At 72.8% G+C, this 17590-nt stretch carries 13 protein-coding genes and 1 pseudogene; 7 read left to right on the top strand and 7 right to left on the bottom strand.

Going from position 1 to position 17590, the window contains the following annotated elements; translation table 11 throughout:
• Window positions 1-105 precede the first annotated feature (105 nt).
• Window positions 106-1596: a SulP family inorganic anion transporter gene (locus tag NI17_RS06980; protein ID WP_068692929.1), complete on the top strand. Its 1491-nt coding sequence runs from the start codon at window positions 106-108 to the stop codon at window positions 1594-1596.
• Window positions 1597-1707: 111 nt separating this feature from the next.
• On the opposite strand, the gene NI17_RS06975 is transcribed toward NI17_RS06980, so the two are convergent.
• From NI17_RS06975 to NI17_RS06965, 3 genes are all read right to left on the bottom strand, one after another.
• Window positions 1708-3129 carry a sugar porter family MFS transporter gene (locus tag NI17_RS06975; protein WP_068692928.1) on the bottom strand — a complete coding sequence of 474 codons (1422 nt, stop codon included), beginning with the start codon at window positions 3127-3129 and terminating at the stop codon, window positions 1708-1710.
• A gap of 139 nt (window positions 3130-3268) precedes the next feature.
• Window positions 3269-4462 carry an NAD(P)/FAD-dependent oxidoreductase gene (locus NI17_RS06970; RefSeq protein WP_068692927.1) on the bottom strand — a complete coding sequence of 398 codons (1194 nt, stop codon included), beginning with the start codon at window positions 4460-4462 and terminating at the stop codon, window positions 3269-3271.
• A gap of 97 nt (window positions 4463-4559) precedes the next feature.
• A complete protein-coding gene (locus NI17_RS06965) occupies window positions 4560-5477 on the bottom strand; it encodes an RNA polymerase sigma-70 factor (protein WP_068692926.1) in 918 nt (305 codons plus the stop codon).
• 86 nt (window positions 5478-5563) lie between these two features.
• On the opposite strand from NI17_RS06965, the gene NI17_RS06960 reads away from it, so the two are divergent.
• The 4 genes and pseudogenes from NI17_RS06960 to NI17_RS06945 form a co-directional block, all read left to right on the top strand.
• Complete coding sequence (locus tag NI17_RS06960) at window positions 5564-6517, top strand: TIGR03557 family F420-dependent LLM class oxidoreductase (protein ID WP_068692925.1); 954 nt, start codon at window positions 5564-5566, stop codon at window positions 6515-6517.
• A gap of 138 nt (window positions 6518-6655) precedes the next feature.
• Window positions 6656-7114, top strand: coding sequence for a GNAT family N-acetyltransferase (locus NI17_RS06955; protein WP_455569272.1), 459 nt, complete (start codon window positions 6656-6658; stop codon window positions 7112-7114).
• On the top strand, window positions 7111-7758 hold the full coding sequence (locus NI17_RS06950) for a histone deacetylase (RefSeq protein ID WP_234402054.1): 648 nt from the start codon (window positions 7111-7113) through the stop codon (window positions 7756-7758). The genes NI17_RS06955 and NI17_RS06950 overlap by 4 nt, the downstream gene beginning before the upstream one ends.
• Window positions 7759-8227: 469 nt before the next feature.
• Window positions 8228-8479 (top strand): annotated as a pseudogene (locus tag NI17_RS06945) (MBL fold metallo-hydrolase); the annotation flags it as partial.
• Between the two features lie 219 nt (window positions 8480-8698).
• On the opposite strand, the gene NI17_RS06940 reads toward NI17_RS06945, so the two are convergent.
• Both NI17_RS06940 and NI17_RS06935 read right to left on the bottom strand, forming a co-directional pair.
• Entirely contained in the window at window positions 8699-9823 is a 1125-nt protein-coding gene (locus NI17_RS06940; RefSeq protein ID WP_068692922.1) for an NAD(P)/FAD-dependent oxidoreductase, read from the bottom strand.
• A 59-nt stretch (window positions 9824-9882) separates the two neighbouring features.
• Window positions 9883-10287 (bottom strand): RidA family protein, encoded by a 405-nt coding sequence (locus NI17_RS06935; protein WP_068692921.1) that lies wholly within the window; start codon window positions 10285-10287, stop codon window positions 9883-9885.
• 317 nt (window positions 10288-10604) lie between these two features.
• On the opposite strand from NI17_RS06935, the gene NI17_RS06930 reads away from it, so the two are divergent.
• Window positions 10605-11351 carry a class I SAM-dependent methyltransferase gene (locus NI17_RS06930; RefSeq protein WP_068692920.1) on the top strand — a complete coding sequence of 249 codons (747 nt, stop codon included), beginning with the start codon at window positions 10605-10607 and terminating at the stop codon, window positions 11349-11351.
• A 597-nt stretch (window positions 11352-11948) separates the two neighbouring features.
• Here NI17_RS06930 and NI17_RS06925 read toward each other — a convergent pair.
• Entirely contained in the window at window positions 11949-13958 is a 2010-nt protein-coding gene (locus NI17_RS06925; RefSeq protein WP_068692919.1) for an oxidoreductase, read from the bottom strand.
• 124 nt (window positions 13959-14082) lie between these two features.
• Window positions 14083-16161, bottom strand: a complete 2079-nt coding sequence (locus tag NI17_RS06920) for an acetate--CoA ligase family protein (protein WP_243597645.1) — start codon at window positions 16159-16161, stop codon at window positions 14083-14085.
• A gap of 160 nt (window positions 16162-16321) precedes the next feature.
• On the opposite strand from NI17_RS06920, the gene NI17_RS06915 reads away from it, so the two are divergent.
• Window positions 16322-17350, top strand: a complete 1029-nt coding sequence (locus NI17_RS06915; protein ID WP_234402052.1) for an LLM class flavin-dependent oxidoreductase — start codon at window positions 16322-16324, stop codon at window positions 17348-17350.
• Window positions 17351-17590: the final 240 nt, after the last annotated feature.

The following is a 17590-nucleotide window of genomic DNA, read 5'->3' as shown; positions in this document are numbered from 1 at the left end:
CCACCGCAGTGGTGAGCACACGCCCCCGACCTCCAGTACCCCTCCCGAAGCCCCGGCCGCTCAGGCCGCCCTCGTTCGGGCTGCCCAGCACTAGATTGGCGTTTCTTGAACCTCCTACGAACGGTCCGGCCGCGCCGCCGACTCCCCCTCCCCCCGTTGTCCACGGTACGCACCGAGATTCTGGCGGGCCTGGTCGTCGCGCTCGCGCTGATCCCCGAGGCGATCTCGTTCTCGATCATCGCCGGAGTCGACCCCAGCGTCGGCCTGTTCGCCTCCTTCACCATGGCCGTGGTCATCTCCGTCGTCGGCGGCCGCTCGGCGATGATCTCCGCGGCCACCGGCGCGATGGCCCTGGTCGTGGCGCCACTGGCGCGCGAGTACGGGCTGGGCCACCTCGTCGCCGCGGTCATCCTGGGCGGGGTCTTCCAGGTCCTCCTCGGCTCGCTCGGAGTGGCGAAGCTGATGCGGTTCGTCCCCCGCTCGGTCATGGTCGGCTTCGTCAACGCCCTGGCGATCCTGATCTTCATGGCCCAGGTCCCCGAACTGCGCGACGTTCCGTGGACCGTCTACCCCCTGGTCCTGGGCGCGCTGGCCATCATGGTCCTCTTCCCCAGGCTGACCCGGGCCGTGCCCGCCCCGCTGGTGTCCATCGTCGCGCTGACCGCGTTGACGATCGGTGCGGGCCTGGCCGTGCCGACCGTCGGCGACAAGGGGGCCCTGCCCTCCTCCCTGCCCGCACCGGGCCTGCCCGACGTGCCGCCCACCCTGGACACCCTCACCCTCATCGCCCCCTACGCGTTCGCGTTCGCACTGGTCGGGCTGATGGAGTCGCTGATGACGGCCAAGCTGGTGGACGACATCACCGACACCCACTCCAACAAGACCCGCGAGGCCATCGGCCAGGGCATCGCCAACATCGTCACCGGCTGCTTCGGCGGCATGGGCGGCTGCGCGATGATCGGCCAGACCATGATCAACGTCAAGACCGCGGGGGCCCGGACCCGTTTCTCCACGTTCCTGGCCGGCGTGTTCCTGATGGTCCTGTGCATCGCCTTCGGCCCCTGGGTCTCCCAGATCCCCATGGCCGCCCTGGTCGCCGTGATGATCATCGTGTCGGTCTCGACGTTCGACTGGCACTCCGTCGCCCCCGCGACGCTCAGGCGGATGCCCATCGGCGAGACCACCGTCATGACGGTCACCGTGGTGATCGTGGTGGTCACCCACAACCTCGCCATCGGCGTCGTCGCCGGGGTCATCACCGCCATGGTCATCTTCGCCCGCCGGGTCGCCCACCTGGTCGAGGTCTCCTCGGTGCCCGACCCCGAGGGCGGCCACATCGTCTACGTGGTCACCGGCGAGCTGTTCTTCGCCTCCAGCAACGACCTCGTCTACCAGTTCGACTACAGAAACGACCCCGAGCACGTCATCATCGACCTGAGCGCGGCGCACATCTGGGACGCCTCCTCCGTCGCGGCGCTCGACGCGGTCACCACCAAGTACGCCGACCGCGGCAAGACCGTGGAGATCGTCGGTCTGAACTCCCACAGCGCCCGCATCCACAGCACCCTCACCGGAGAACTGGCCGGAAACCACTAGCCACGGCCCTCCGCGGCAGGCGCCCCCGCGGGTCCGAGGACCCGCGGGGGCGCACCCGTACCACGGGCGCCACCAGGGGCGGTGGCCGTGGAGGGGCGGAAGGCCGAGGACTCAGTCCGCGAGCTCTCCCATCGACTCCAGGGTCCGGCCCTTCGTCTCCCTGATGTATCTGGCCACGAACACGAAGGACAGCAGCGCGAAGGACGTGTAGACCAGGTAGGTGCCCGACAGGCTCCAGTCGCGCAGCGGCGGGAAGGTGACGGTCACCAGCCAGTTGGCGATCCACTGGGTGGCCGTGGCCACGGCCATGGCGGCGGCACGGATACGCAGCGGGAACATCTCGCCCAGCAGCACCCAGGTGACCACGCCCCACGACAGGGCGAAGAACAGCACGAACGTGCTGGCCGACAGCAGCGCCACCAGCGCCCACTCCGGCGGCAGCACCACGTCGTCCCCGCTGCCCTGGGCGTGGTCGAACGCGAACGCGGTCACGCCCAGCGCCACGCTCATGCCCGCCGAGCCGACCAGCAGCAGCGGTTTGCGGCCGACGCGGTCCACCAGGGCGATCGCGATGAAGGTGCCGACGATGTTGACGACGGAGGTGAACAGGCTCAGCAGCAGTGAGTCGGTCTCGGCGATGCCCACCGACTGCCACAGCGACGCCGAGTAGTAGAAGATCACGTTGATGCCGACCAGCTGCTGGAACGCCGACAGCGCCATGCCGACCCACACGATGCCCAGCAGGCCGTAGCGGCCGCGCAGGTCCCGCAGGTGGGGACGTCGCTCCGCCCCGAGGGCACGGCGGATCTCGGCCACGCGCCCGTCCACGTCACCGCCCTCGACCTCGGCGAGCACCCGGCGCGCCTGGTCGGCGCGGCCCACGCGCACCAGGTGGCGCGGTGACTCGGGAATGACCAGGGACAGCAGGAAGTACAGGGCCGCGGGCACGGTCTCGATGCCGAGCATCCACTGCCAGGCCTGCAGCGGGCCGAGCGGGTTCAGGGCACTGCCTCCGGCCGCGGCGGCCAACCCGTAGTTGACCAACTGGGAGGTGGCGATCCCCAGGACGATCGCCAACTGCTGCAGCGAGGAGAGCCGCCCGCGGTAGGCGGCCGGGGACACCTCGGCGATGTAGGTGGGGGCGATCACCGAGGCGATACCGATCGCCGCCCCGCCCACCACGCGCCACCAGGCCAGGTCCCAGACGGTGAAGGGCAGCGCCGAGCCGACGGCGCTGGCGGCGAACAGCACCGCCGCGATCTGCATGACCCTGATGCGTCCCAGCCGGTCGGCCAGCGCGCCCGCGATCGCGGCGCCCACGGCGGAGCCGAGCAGGGCGGAGGCGACCGTGAACCCGATCACGGTCGCCCCCACCTGGAAGGTCTCCTGGACCGCGCTCACCGCGCCGTTGATGACGGCGCTGTCGTAACCGAACAGGAAGCCGCCCATCGCCGCGGCCGCCGCGATCATCGCCACGTGGGCGATGCTCACCTCGCCCCCGCTGGGAGCCCTCGCCGCTTCGGATCTCGCCACCGTTGCTCCTCGCCGGGCGTCCCACCGCGGGTTCCCCGCCGAACCACCGGTCCCGCCCGCGACCACCGCCCGTCCCGTGTGCCGCGTATCCGGCTCTCTAGCCGCGGGTCCGGCTTTTACACACGGTGCGTGGGAGCGTTCACACCGCCGCGGTCGCGCCCCTCCCGTGTGTGACCGGACGCCGACGGCGCGCGGGCAGACCGGACAGGCGCTGCGCGAACAGCGCGGCGCCGCGCACCACGGCTTCCTTGACCAGGGCGGCGGGCCGTCCGGTCAGCACCGCCGCGTGCGGGGTGTCGTCGGCACCGACGAACTGGACGAGTCCGTCGCGCCGCCCCAGGCTCACGCACTGGATGCGGTACCGGAAGCGCAGCGGCGGCGCGGGCCGTCCCGCCAGGCGCTCGGCGACGGCACGGCCCGCCGCTGCGCCCATGGGCAGTCCGGTGGCGCAGGCCATGCGCAACTCCCGTCCGCCCGGGCCGGGCGCCCGGGCGGCGTCGCCGACCGCGTAGACGTCGGGGTGGGACACGGAGCGCAGGGTGGCGTCGACGACGACGCGGCCGTGGGAGTCCACGGTGATGCCCGCCTCGCGTGCCAGGTCGGGGACGCGAAAGCCGGTGTTCCACACCACGGCGTCGGCGTGCAGCACGGTGCCGTCGTCCAGCCGCACTCCGTCGGAGCGCACCTCGGTGACGCCGACGCGCTCGTGCAGGCGCACGCCGAGCCGGTCGAGGGTGCGGCGCAGGTGCCGTCGGCCGCGCGGGGACAGCCCGGTTCCGGCCTCGCCCCGTGTGACGAGCCGTACCCGCGCGCCGGGGCGGGTCTCGGCGAGTTCCGCGGCCGCCTCGATCCCGGTGAGCCCGCCGCCGACGACCACGACGCTCCTTTCGGCCGTCGCCGCTTCGGAGGCGAGGAGGGCGGCGGTCTCCCGCGCCGAGGCGAGGTCGGCGAGGGTGCGGGCGTGCTCGGCGGCGCCGGGCACGCCCGCGGTGTCGGCGGCACCGCTGCCGAGGGCGTGGACAAGGGTGTCGTAGCCGACGGTGATCGCCTGTCCGGCGGCGTCGGCGTGGACGGTCCGCGTTCCGGTGTCGATGCGCTCCACCCGTGCGACGACGAGCGTGATCCCCGTCCCCTCCAGCAGGTCGGCCAGCGGGCGTCCGGGGACCGGCTGCCCTGAGGCGACCTGGTGCAGCCGGACGCGTTCGACGAAGTGGTCCCGTGCGTTGACGAGGACGACCTCGACCCTGTCGGACCGCGTGCGCGCGGCCACCGTCCGGGCCGCGGTGAGTCCCGCGTACCCCGCCCCGACGATCACGACCCTGTGCCTGTCCATTCCGGCTCCTTCCTTCGGTGCGCCGCCCCCGTGTGGGGCGTCGTGACCTGAACCGGGTGGTGGCGGCAACCGTGAGCGGAAGGATGGGTGATTCGGATCACATCTTCGTCGGCGGGGTGCGGGCGAGCTGCTCGGCGAGGAAACCGAGCTTGTCGGGGTTGACGACGGTGCGGACCGCGGCGACGCGGCCGTCGCGCCCCTCGGGCACGAGCACCGAGACCGGCTCCCCCGACAGCAGCACGAGAACCGCCGGAGCACCGTTGACCTCGACCGCACGCAACTCGTGTTCGGGGGTGAGCTGACGCAGGAGCCCGCCGAGCAGCCGCAGCACCTTCTCCCTGCCCGGTACGGGCCGCCGGGACGCGCTGGCCCTGCCGCCCCCGTCGCTCCAGAACACGACGTCCTCGGCCAGCAGCTTCTCCAACTCCGCGAGGTCGCCGCCGCGCGCGGCGTCCAGAAAGCGGTGCACGGTCTCCCGCCAGTGCCGGGGCGAGGGTTCGAACCGCCGCTCCCCGGCGAGCCGCTGCCGTGCCCGCCGGTGCGCCTGCCGGGAGGACTCCTCGGTGGTGTCCAGGATTCCGGCGACCTCGCGGTGGCTGTACCCGAACGCCTCGCGCAGCACGAACACCGCTCGTTCGACGGGGGTGAGCCGCTCCATCAGCGTCAGCAGCGCGAACGAGACGGAGTCGCGCTGCTCGGCGGTCTCCAGGGGGCCCAGCGGCGCCTCACCCGCCGCGCTTCCCGTCAGTACGGGCTCGGGCAGCCACGGCCCCGGATAGCGCTCCCGACGGACGCGGGCCGAGGTCAGCCGGTTGACGCACAGGTTGGCGAGCACCCGGGTCAGCCAGGCCGCGGGGGTGGCGACGGCGGAGCGGTCGGCGGCGTGCCAGCGCAGGTAGGTGTCCTGGACCGCGTCCTCGGCCTCTGCGGCCGACCCCAGCATCCGGTAGGCGATGGCGAAGAGCCGCCCCCGGTGCGTCTCGAACTCGGCTGCCCCGTCGGTGTCCGCGGTCACGCACGCAGCATGCCACAGCTCCCGGGATTAGCGTTCCCGCCCCCGGTTAGCGGAGCCGGGAACGGCTGCCGGCAGAGGAGACGTCGATGACACGATTCGGATACTTCCTGGCCAGCGAGGAGAACGGGCCGCGCGAACTCGTCCGCCAGGCGCGCGGGGCCGAGGAGGCCGGATTCTCGGCTCTGTGGATCTCCGACCACTTCCACCCGTGGCTGGACGAACAGGGCCACAGCCCGTTCGTGTGGTCGGTCATCGGTGCGCTCGGCGAGGCCACCTCGCTGCCCGTGACCACCGCCGTGACCTGCCCCATCATGCGAATCCACCCGGTGATCACCGCGCAGGCCGCCGCCACCGCCGCCTGCCAGCTACACGGCGGCCTCACCTTCGGCGTGGGCACCGGCGAGGCCCTCAACGAGCACGTCGTGGCCGAACGCTGGCCGTCCGCCGAGGAGCGCCGGGAGATGCTCGAGGAGGCCGTGGGCCTCATCCGCGAACTGTGGAGCGGCCGCCTCACCAGCCACCGGGGCCGCCACTACCAGGTCGACACCGCACGGCTGTACACCCTCCCCGACCGGCCTCCCCCGGTGTTCGTCTCGGCGTTCGGCACCGGATCGGCCCGTCTGGCCGGGCGGATCGGCGACGGCCTGATCACCATGGGCACCGCCCCGACGGTGATCGAGGAGTTCCGCGACCACGGCGGCTCGGGCAAGCCGATCCAGTCAGGCCTGAAGGTCTGCTGGGGCCCCGACCGGAACGAGGCGCGGGAGTACGCCCGCAGGCGGTGGCCCAACGACGCCCTGCCGGGGGAGGCCGCGCAACTGCTGCCGCTGCCCCGGCACTTCGCCCAGCTCGCCGAACTGGTCACCACCGAACGGGTGGCGGCGCAGATGCCGTGCGGCCCCGACCCTGACGAGTACCTCACCGCGATCTCCGAGTACGTCGAGGCCGGGGTCGACGAGGTCTACATCAGCAACATCGGCCGCGACCAGGACGGGTTCTTCGAGTTCTACGCCACCGAGATCCTGCCCGCGCTCGCCTAGCGCCCGCCCCGCCTGCGACTTCACCGGCCGCCACCGCCGCGTCCGTCCCGGTGCGTGACCGAGCGGTGACGTCCAATCGACGCGAACCACGGAGCCCACACCGGTGATCGGGGTAGCCTGCTGCGCGTGGGAGTGATCGTGGAAGCCACAAGCTGGGACGACCCCGTCGGCGTGAAACTGCGCCAGGAGCAGGAAGCGGAGATCATCAGACGGTACGGAATCGACCTCGAACGCGGCCCCAAGCCCTCGGCCGCGGACATGGACGTGTTCCTGCTGGCCCGCGACGCCGAGACCGCCGTGTCGGTGGGATGCGGCGGGCTGCGCCGCCTGGACGAGACGACCTACGAGATCAAACGCATGTACGTCACGCCCGCCTGGCGGGGGCGCCGGATCGGCGAGGTCCTGCTGCGGGCGCTGGAGGAGGCGGCCGTCAACCGCGGTGCGGTCCGCATGCGCCTTGAGGCGGGCATCCAGCAACCGGAGGCGCTGCGGTTGTACGAGCGGTGCGGCTACCGGCGGATCGACCGGTTCGGGCACTACGTGGACTGCGAGGAGAGCGTCTGCTTCGAGCGGCTCCTGGCGTCCTCGGCGGCGTGACCGTGCTCCCCGGCCTCGTCTGGTACGTCAGCTACGGAGCGAACATGGCCGCGCACCGGCTCGACCACTACCTCCTGGGTGGCTGTCCTCCCGGCGGGACGCGCGTCAACCCCGGCTGCCGCGACCGCACGCCGCCGTCGAAGCGACGCGCGGTGTGGATCAGGGGCGGGGTGTACTTCGCGCTGGAGTCGCCGATGTGGGGCGGCGGGCTGGCGGTGTACGACCCCGACCTGCCCGCGGTGACGCCCGCCCGCGCGCACCTGGTCACCGTCTCGCAGTTCGGCGACATCGCCGCGCAGGAGATGTACCGGACGCCGGGGACGGATCTGGACGTGGCCGCGCTGCTGGAACGGGGACGGCTGCGGCTGGGGTCGGGACGCTACGACCTGCTGGTGGTGCTGGGCGCCCTGGACGGCCGCCCCATGGTGACCCTCGCCGCGCCGTGGCCGATGGCCTCGGTGCGGCCGGTCCCGCCCAGTGCCGCCTACCTGCGCACGATCGCTTCGGGGCTGGCCGAGTCCCACGGCTGGACGGCCGGGCGGATCGCCTCCCACCTCGCCGACCGTCCCGGAGCGCGCGGGGCGTGGACGCCCGGGGAGGTCGCGGCGCTGCTGGACGGCGACCGCGTGTCGCGGACGGCCTGAGCCCACCGACGGGCCCGCCCACGGTCGCGGGAGCGCCTCGGTGGGCGGTGCGGCGTGGCGTTGCGTCCACAGCGAACCGGGAGTGGGTACGCGGCATCAGGAACCGGGGGGCGATGTCGTTTCCGGCCGTACGGGCTTGTGCAACCCGGTCACCCTCCGCACATGAGACGCAACTGTCGACAGGAGGGTCCCGGTGAACTCCTCGTCCCGCCACGACGGCACGGACACGCCTGTCTCCCGACGCCGCTTCGGTCAACTGGCCGCCCTCGGGCTCGCGGCCGGTACCGGCGTGGTCGGTGCCGCTCCGGCCGCAGCCGCCGGAACCGGCGGGCAGACCCACTACGACCGCGCCCGCAGGCTGGCCGGGGAGGACCCGGTCCTGCTGGCCCTCGTCACGGCACTGACCCCCGGCAGCGGCCTTCCCGACCTGCCCGCGCCGGAACCGCTGAGACTGTTCGACGACCTCGCGATGCTGAGCGTGGGCTTCGTCCACGCCATGGCGGTCCTGACCGACGACGGGATCGTGCTGATCGACGCGCTCAGGTCAGCCGAGGACGCCGAGAACGTGATCGTCCCCGGACTGCGCGAGGTGGGGGCCGATCCGGCAACGACCAAACACGTTGTTGTCGCCCACGGCCACTACGACCACTTCGGGGGCGCGCGGTACCTCGCCGACCGCTCGCGCCGAGCAGCTCAGGAGCCACCCCGACGGGGCGAATCCCTTCGTGCTCGGCCGGCGGCGGGCGCACCGGTTCATGGCGGTGATGAGCCTCATGCTGCGCGGGAGGATCGCCGACGCCGAAGCGGCCGAGGAGCGGAGCTGACCGCGTCCGCACTGCGCCGTCGACTCGTCGCGGACCGCAGCGGCCTGCTTTTCGAAGTGACCGTCCGGACCGTGGCACGGCGGCCTCCGCGGCGCCCGCGGTCCCCAGCCCGGCCGTCACGACCGCCCGGTGTCCCGGTCCGGGCGGAACGGGTCCAGATCGATGCCGACCGCCTCTCCCATGGCCAGGCGGGCGGCGAGTGCGCCCTGGTGGGGGCCGAGCGTGAGTCCGGACGGGCCCAGGCCGGTGGCGACGACCACCCCCGGCAGCGACTCCACCGGGCCGAGGATCGGCAGGCCGTCCCGACTGCCCGGGCGGAAGCCGACCCGGGTCTCCAGCACGGTCGCCTCAGCCAGCCCCGGAGCCGTCTCGACGGCATCGGCGAGCACCTGCCGCAGGCCCGCGACCGTCACCCGGTGGTCGAAGCCCGCATCCGGTTCGTGGGTGGCGTTGAGCACGATCCGGTTCGGTGGGAACGCGACCATGAACCGGTCATGGTCGGCGAAGCGCACCACGGGCCAGTCGCGGGTGCTCGTTTCGGGCAGCGCGACGTGCGTGATCTGGCCGCGCACCGGAAACACCGGCACCCGCACGCCGAACGGGGCCAGCAGCCGTGCCGTCCACGCCCCGGCCGCGACGACGACGGCGTCGGCGGACAGGTCCTCGCCGCCCGCACGCACCCCGGTGATCCGTGTGCCGTCGCCGAGGAGTTCGGCGTCGCCGCCGACACGGCGCAGGCCGCGCTCCTCGGCGGCGTCGACCAGCGCGTTGCGGGCGAGGCGGCCGTCCAGTCGCGCCATGCCGCCGAAGGCCACGCCCTCCAGGTGCTCGGGCAGGACGGGGACCCGCCGCGCGGGCTCGCCCCGCGCGAGTCGCCGCACCCCTCCGAGGCCCGCGCAACCGGGCTGGGCGGCCATCTGTCCGAGCAGGGCGTGCTCCCGGTCGGCGGTGGCCGCACCGGCGCTCACCGACATCCCCTCCACGGCCTGGTAGCCGGTGGTATGGCCGTCCTCGGCCAGCTCCGTCATGAGGGCCGGGTAGTGCGCGGCCGCCGCCAGCGTGAGCGCGCGCAGCGGTTCGGGGTCCCACGGGAGCGGCCGGGGGAAGACCACCCCGGCGCCCGCCGATGTGGCCCGGCCGACGTGGCCCGCGTCGACCAGCGTGGTCGCAACACCGCGCCGTGCCAGGTGGAAGGCCGCGCTGGCCCCGACGATTCCTCCGCCCACCACGATCACGCGCATGGTCCCAGCATTCCAGGAAGGCGCCGACGCGTGCCAGTGCCGCTCCGTCCCGGCCGGGGTCAGGAGGTCACGGCGACGGCCTCGACCTCGACGAGTTGGTCGTCGTATCCGAGGACGGTGACGCCGAGCGGGGTGCCGGGGGCGTCGTGCTCGCCCATGTACTCGCGGACGGCGTTCCAGACCTCCACCAGGTGGGCCTGTTCGGCGGTGGCGACGTACACGGTGGTCCTGACGACGTCGCCCAGACCGGCCCCCGCGCCGTCGAGGGCGGTGACGAGGTTGCGCACCACCTGGTGCGCCCGGCCCGCGTAGTCGCCGACCGCGGCCGTGTTGCCCTCGGCGTCCAGGGGACAGGCTCCCGCCGTCCACACAGCGCGTACCGGCGCCTCGACCGCTGCCGCGTAGGCGTGGTCGACCGTGTCGGTGAGCGGCCGACCGCGAATCAGGGTGACGTCGCCGCCCATCGTGCTCCATCACTGTCGGTTGCCGGGGGCCGGCCCACCCGGCGGACGGCGCCCGCCCCGGACCGTGCGGCGAATCAGGTGAGGAGTTCGGTGACGTTCACCGGGGCGGGGTCGAGCGCGGCGAGGCGCGGGGCGTTCGGCGGCGGGGAAGCGGGGCGGTGTGCGGCGCGGACGCACCGACCGTCCCCGGCCGCGAAGCACGAGCGGCCGCAATGAAGCGGACACGAGCACAAACCCCTGAACTGCACACACATCACGATGTCTCGACATATGAGATCGAAGTTTCTTATTTTGAGACGTACTAGTAGGGTCACACCATGACTTCGCAGACCTGGAACGCCGAACTGTACGACTCCCGACACTCCTTCGTCGCCGAGTACGGCACCGCCCTGCTCGACCTGCTCGACGCCTCCCCCGGGGAGCGGGTCCTGGACGCCGGATGCGGCACGGGGGACCACGTGGCGGAACTGGTCAGGGCAGGGGTGTGCGCGGTCGGGGTGGACGCCAGCCCCGAGATGGTCGAGCGGGCCGCCGCACGCTTCCCCGAGATCGAGGTCAGCGTCGCCGACCTGCGCGACCTGTCGTTCCGTGAGGAGTTCGACGCGGTGCTGAGCAACGCGGTCCTGCACTGGGTCCCGGAGGCCGACCGGGCCGCCGCCTCCCTGCACGCCGCGCTGCGGCCCGGCGGACGCCTGGTGGCCGAACTCGGCGGGGCGGGCAACATCTCCGCCATCGACTCGGCGGTCCGTGCCCTGCGCGCCGAGCGGGGCCTGCCCGGGCCCGTCTCGCCCTGGTACTTCCCCACCGTCGCCGAGTACGCGCGCGTGCTGGAGAGCGCCGGGTTCGAGGTGCGCGCCGCCTGGCTGTTCGACCGGCCCACCCGGCTGACCGGCCCGGACGGCCTGGCCGACTGGGTGCGCATGTTCGCCGCCCACCTGCTGGCCGACGTCGCCGCCCCCGACGCGTTCCTGGCCGAGGTCGCCGAGCGGCTGCGCCCGACCCTGTACCGGGACGGCTCCTGGTGGGCGGACTACCGGAGGCTGCGCGTGGTGGCGGTCCGGTGACTCGGCGCCGGGGAACCTCTTCCCGCGCCGCGGTCACACGCGAAGCTGAGCGTGACCGCGGCTCCCGGACCACTGCCGGGCGGCGTCCTCCAGCCCCTCGCGGGTGAACGGCCTGAACCGCTCACCTCCACCCGCCTGGAGCGGCCCTCCGGCCGGCGGCACTCGAGGAGGCCGCTCCCGGTGGCCGGGTGGCCCGCCGGTCCCCGGGAGCGTCATCGGTGTCTCAGTCGGTGAACAGGTCGTGGGCGGTGGGGACGGTCACGGCCCGCTCCAGCCACCGGTTGAGGACGTCCAGGTCGGCGCAGTCCAGCACCCGCCGGCGCACCTCCTCGGGCACCTCTGTGCGGGCATACGCGCGACACTACCGAGAGCAACCGCGCGTACGCGGCGAAACCGAAGAAGTTCTCCTCGTCAGGCAGCGGATCTGACGGATCGGAGCAGTTCCTCTTCCGTTCCGAGCGTCTCATGACGGCATCCGCCGTCTTTTCGGCGAGGAACGCGCGCCGGGCTGTTGCCGGTCGGGGAAGGAGGCGGCGGCCCCGCACGGCCGGGGTGCTTCCGGTGTGGGGTCCGCCGCGGGCCGGTCCGGGCCGGCCGCTACTTCCGCAGCTCCCCGGCCAGCGCGTAGGCCTGGCGGGTGGCGGCCACCAGGCGCCGGGGGGCGAAGGCGTCGCCGAGGACGTGCAGGTCCGAGACCCGTCCCCGCAGGTCGTCGTAGAGCGCGGAGTCGGCGTCGCCGCCGCAGGCCAGCACCACCGAGTCGAAGGCGCCGAGTTCGCTCTCCCGGTGGGAGTAGGTGTGGCGCAGCCGGATCCGCTCCTCCCCGATGCCGACGACGTCCTCCATGAAGCGGAAGACCACCCCCCGGGCGGACAGCCGTCCCAGCATGCCGCCCAGGATGTAGCGGCCCAGCAGCGGGGCGGGACCGGCCGTGGGGTAGACAACCGTCACGTCGTGCCCGCGCTCGCTGAGGTGGTCGGCGACCATCAGCGGCGGCAGGTGGTCGTCCTGGGCGACCACCAGGACCGCCCGGCCGACCGCCACCGTCCCGTGCAGCACGTCGCGGATGTCGTGGACGAAGTGGTCCTGGTCGACACCCTCGATCTCGGCGGGCCGCCGGGGGGTGGCGCCCGTGGCGACCGCGACCACGTCGAAGTCCGCGGCGAGGACGCTGTCGGCGGTGGCGCGCTCGTCGAGCACGACCCTCACGCCCGCGTTCGCCAGGCGGCGCTCCTGCCACTCCAGGTAGCGGCCCATCTGCTCCTGGAACGGCGCGTTGACCGCCGCGCGCAACTGACCGCCCAACCGGTCGGTGGCCTCCCACAGCTCCACGGTGTGGCCGCTCTTGGCGGTGAGGGCCGCCAGTTCCATGCCCGCGGGGCCGCCGCCGACGACCAGCACCCGGCGGGGGTGGGCCGCCCTCCGCCACGGCCCCTCCACCTCGTTGCCCGTGTGCGGGTTCACCGCGCAGCCGAACGGCAGTTTCTCCACGTAGCGGCGGCTGATGCAGTCGTTGCCGCCGACGCACGGCCGGATGTCGCCGAGGCGGCCCCCGCGCGCCTTGCCGAGGATGTCGCCGTCGGCGATCAGCGCCCGGGCCATGCCCACGACGTCGGCGTTGCCGTCGGCGAGCACCTGTTCGGCAACCTGGACGCTGTTGATCCTGCCGGTGTGGACGACCGGCAGCGACACCGCCCGCCGGAGCTCACCGGCGAGGTCGGCCCACTGCGCGGGCCTGTAGAAGTAGGGCTGGATGTAGCTGGGATCGCCCCACGGGCTGCCGATGACGGCGTGCAGGAAGTCGACCAGGCCGGTGGACTCCAGGTACTGGGCGATCTCGACGCCGTCGGCGGCGGTGTAGCCGCCGGGCTCCTCCTCGCGCAGGTTGAAGCGCACGCCCAGCGCCATGGAGTCGCCGATCTCCTCGCGGACCGCGGTGAGCACCTCGACCGCGAAGCGCGCCCGGTTCTCCAGCGAGCCGCCGTAGGCGTCGTCGCGCTGGTTGGTCATCGGCGACAGGAACCACTCCAGCATGTCGTCGTGGTTGAGGTGCAGTTCGATGCCGTCGAGTCCGGCCCGGCGCGCCTGGGCGGCGGAGAAGCGGTACTCCTCGACGAACTCGGCGATCTCGTCGGTGTTGAGCACGTGCGGGCGGAAGTTGTACAGCGTGGAGCTGCGCCGCGTCGACGGGGCGTGCGGCACCCCGCCGAGCAGGGTCAACTGGGTGGTGACGACCGCCCCGGCGGAGTGCATCTCCTCGACGAACCGTCCGACGCGCTCCACGTAGAAGGGCTGGCGGAAGTAGCCGGTGGTCTCCGCGCCGTAGCCGTGCGGCTCGAACCCGGGGATCAGCCTGTTGCGGACCCGTCCGGTGACGCCCCCGACCCAGGCGGGGCCGCCGTCGCTGACGCGCGAGCGCCAGTAGGCGAAGTTGCGCTCGGCCTCCTCCTCCGTTCCCCACAGGTTGCCGATCGCGGAGGAGTGCGGCGGGGCCATCACCCGGTTGCGCAGCCTCATCGGACCGATCCGGGTGGGGGCGAACAGGTGGGGGAAGGCCGTGCCGCCTCCGGCGGGCACGCTCTGCCGCTGGTTCTCCGTACTCCGCATCGTGCTTCCTTACTCGTGGTCTCGACGGGGGTGCGCGGATGTCCCTGGCTCTCCTCCGAGCGGGACAGGCGTGCCTCGGTTGTCCTCGGTGCGGCGGTGACCTCCTCGGCGGGGCCGGGCGGCCTCAGGCCCGCGGGGCGACGCCGACGACGGCGTCCACCGCGGCCGCGCCCCGTCCACGGAGGCCGACGATGACCGGGTTGAGGTCGACCTCGGTCATCCACGGGCTTCCGGCGAAGACACGGGAGAGCGCGACCGCGGCGTCCACCAGCGCGTCCACGTCGTGGTGGCGGCCGCGGGCGCCCGCGAGCACGGGGTGGACCGCCAGCCGTTCCACGGCGGCGCGGACCTGTTCGGGTGCGGCGGGGCAGGGCAGGAAGACCCGGTCGGCGAAGTGCTCGGCGAGGATTCCGCCCGCGCCGACCATCAGGACCGGGCCGAAGGTGCCGTCGCGGACCGCGCCGAGGATGATCTCGGTTCCCGACAGCCGTTCGGCGACGAGGTAGCCCTCGACGTCCAGGTTCTCCTCCTCGGCGGTGCGGACCAGTTCGGCGATCGCCACCTCGGCCTCCTCCACCGTGTCGAGCAGGCGCACCAGGCCCAGTTCGGACTTGTGGGTGATACCGGCGGCGACGAGTTTGACGACGAGCGGTCCGTCGATCTCCCGGGCGGCGCGCAGCGCGGCGTCGGCGTCGGCGGCGAGGGTCTCGGCGGCGACGGGCACCCCGCCCTCGGCGAGCAGCCGCTTGGCGGCGTGCTCGTTGAGCGCGTCGGCGGCGGGGCGCGGCAGCGCGACGGGGTCGGGGCGTTCGGCGGCGGGGACCCGGGCGAGTTCGGCGTGGCGCCACAGGTTGGCCAGCGCGGCCACGGCGTCGTCGGAGCCGGTGAACCAGCACACCCCGGACTCGCGCAGCAGTTCCTCGGCGCGTTCGGTGAGGTCGCGGGCGGTCCAGGCGGAGATCACGGCGGGTTTGCCGCAGGCCTTGACCGCCTCGACGATGCGCGGCAGCAGCGCCTCGGAGTCGTAGGGGCCCCAGGTGGGGATGCCCATGACGACCATGTCCAGGTTCGGGTCACCGGTGAAGATCCGCATGACCTCGCTGAGCAGCGCGCCGTCCCCGATGACCTGTCCGGTGGTGTCGAGGGGGTTGCCGGGCAGTGCCAGCTTCAGCTTCTCGGTGAGGGCGTCGAGGGTGTCGGGGGTCGGCAGGGGCATCCGCAGTCCGTGCGCGCTGGCGCGGTCGGCCACGTAGCCGCACTCGCCGCCCGAGGGGCTCAGCGCGCCGAGGCGGGGGCCGGTCGGCAGCGGCAGGCGGCTCAGCGCGTAGGCGGTGTTGAGGAGTTCGTCGACGGTGGCGACCTCCACCACGCCCAGGTGGCGCATCATGTCGGAGAACACCGCCTGCTCTCCCGCCATCGCGCCGGTGTGGCCGAGGACGGTGCGCCGCCCGGCCTCCGAGCCGCCGACCTTGAGCAGGACGATCGGCTTGCCCGCCGCGCGGGCGCGTTCGGCCGCGGCGGCGAAGTGCTCGGCGTCGCGCAGCTGCTCGACGTAGAGCGCGATCACCTCGGTCCGGGGGTCGGCGACGAAGGCGTCCAGGAGTTCTCCCATCCGGATGTCGGCCTCGTTGCCGAGGCTGACCATCGCCCGGATGCCGATCGAGCGCCCCTGGGCCCGGTTGAACAGCGCGGCGGCCATGCCGCCGCTCTGGCTGAGCAGGGCGATCGAGCCGGGAGTGTGGGAGTAGGTGATGTTGAAGGTCGGGCAGCCGACGTAGGAGTCGACCGGGTTGAGCACGCCGATGCAGTTGGGGCCGAGCAGGCGGACCCCCCGCTCACGGGCGCGCTCCACCAGACGGCGCTGGCGTTCGGCGCCCTCCTCGCCGAGTTCGGCGTAACCCGCCGAACAGATCGTGACCGTGCGGACCCCGCGGTCCAGGCAGTCCTCCAGCGCGCTCTCCACGGCGCGGGCCGGGACGAGCAGGTAGGCCGCGTCCACCTGTTCGGGCAGGTCGCGGGCCGAGGGGTGGCAGGGGTGGTCGCCGATGCGGTCGTACTTGGGGTTGACCGGGTAGATCCGGCCGGAAAAGCCGGTGCGTTCCAGGTTGGCCAGGCAGCGCCCGGCGTGCCCCGCCTGGTTGGGCGAGGCGCCGATGATGGCGACCGAGTCCGGGTTGATCAGCGGTTTGAGGTCGAGAGCCATGCCGTGCCGTCCTGGGAGACTGTGAGCCGTGTCGCACCTATCAAAACAATCATTAGCATAGTTAAAGACCACCCCTCAAGCCCCGGGACTTCGGCACACCTCTCGGCCGTTGCCCCCCGGCGACGGGTAGAATACTGTTCATTATCATCAATAACAGCGAATGAGTGGGGTGCGCTTCGTGCCGCTGAAGTTCGGTCTCGCAATCATGAACGACTTCCCCCCGGACGCGGTCCCGGCGGACCGCGTCGCGGCCATGCGGGAACAGGTCCGGGCCGCCCGTGACGCGGGGATCTCCTCCGTCTGGGTGCTGCAGCACTACCTCGGAAACATGCCCACGCTCCAGCCGGTGCCGATCCTGTCCGCGCTGGCCCAGGACGCCGGTGAGATGACGCTGGGCACCAACATGTTCATCCTGCCCCTGCACCACCCGGTCCAGGTCGCCGAGGACTTCGCGACCCTCGACCACATCACGGGCGGCCGCGCCGTCGCCGGATTCGGCATGGGCTACCGGGAGAACGAGTTCGACTCCTTCGGCGTCCCGATGGACCAGCGCGTCGGGCGCTTCGAGGAGAGCGTCTCGCTGATCCGCCAACTGTGGTCGGGCGAGCGGGTCACCTTCGAGGGCTCCCACTACTCCGTCCGCGACCAGCACATCAGCCTCAGGCCGGTCCAGCCGGGCGGCCCGCAGATCTGGATCGGCGCCGGCCCGCACAAGAAGGGCGCCCAGCGCGCCGCGCGCCTGGGCGACGCCTGGATCGTCCCGCCGCACGTCACCCCGGAGAAGCTGGAGGTCGTCCTGGGCCACTACCAGGCCGAGCGCGAGCGCCTGGGCCGCGGCCCCTCCGAACTCGTGGTGCGCAGGGAGCTCCTGCTCGACCACGACGCCGACCGCGCCCGCGCACTGGGCATCCGCTACCGCGGCGCGCTCACCCGCAAGTACGCGGAGTTCAACGCGCCGGAGAAGGGCGACAACTACCGCCACCTGGCCACGGAGCAGGCCGCCGCGGAGGTCGCCGACTCCTCCTACCTGTTCACCGACCCCGAAGGCGCCGTCCGCGCGCTCAAGGACCTGGAGCGGCAGGGCCTGACCTACATCGTGCTGCGGGCGCAGTGGTACGACACCCCCCAGGAGCAGGTTCTGGCGACGCTGGAACTGTTCAGGAACGAGGTGCTGCCCGCGTTCCGCTGACCCTTCCCCACCGCGCACGGTCGACGCCCGGCCACGCAGAACGCTCGGCTGGGGTTTCCCAGCCGAGCGTTCTGCCCAAACCCGTTCGGTCAACGAGGTGTTGCGAGGACCCCTTGAATCCGCCGGGAGTCCGGGCCTCGACCGTGCGTAGGACCGAGGCCACCTGAAACCCTCTTCCGGGACTGAGGCCACAGGACCAATGCCGGGAAGTCAGGCGGGCAGGGCATCCCCCGGCACCCG

Origin of the sequence: Thermobifida halotolerans (genome assembly GCF_003574835.2) — a bacterium.
Classification (GTDB): domain Bacteria; phylum Actinomycetota; class Actinomycetes; order Streptosporangiales; family Streptosporangiaceae; genus Thermobifida; species Thermobifida halotolerans.
This window is presented reverse-complemented; position numbering and strand designations above follow the sequence as displayed.

Excerpts from the sequence above, each read along its gene's own strand:
- NI17_RS06960 (WP_068692925.1), top strand. The coding sequence starts at position 5,564 with ATGACACGATTCGGATACTTCCTGGCCAGCGAGGAGAACGGGCCGCGC.
- NI17_RS06925 (WP_068692919.1), bottom strand. The coding sequence starts at position 13,958 with ATGCGGAGTACGGAGAACCAGCGGCAGAGCGTGCCCGCCGGAGGCGGC.
- NI17_RS06915 (WP_234402052.1), top strand. The coding sequence starts at position 16,322 with ATGAGTGGGGTGCGCTTCGTGCCGCTGAAGTTCGGTCTCGCAATCATG.
- NI17_RS06920 (WP_243597645.1), bottom strand. The coding sequence starts at position 16,161 with ATGGCTCTCGACCTCAAACCGCTGATCAACCCGGACTCGGTCGCCATC.
- NI17_RS06970 (WP_068692927.1), bottom strand. The coding sequence starts at position 4,462 with ATGGACAGGCACAGGGTCGTGATCGTCGGGGCGGGGTACGCGGGACTC.
- NI17_RS06930 (WP_068692920.1), top strand. The coding sequence starts at position 10,605 with ATGACTTCGCAGACCTGGAACGCCGAACTGTACGACTCCCGACACTCC.
- NI17_RS06935 (WP_068692921.1), bottom strand. The coding sequence starts at position 10,287 with ATGGGCGGCGACGTCACCCTGATTCGCGGTCGGCCGCTCACCGACACG.
- NI17_RS06940 (WP_068692922.1), bottom strand. The coding sequence starts at position 9,823 with ATGCGCGTGATCGTGGTGGGCGGAGGAATCGTCGGGGCCAGCGCGGCC.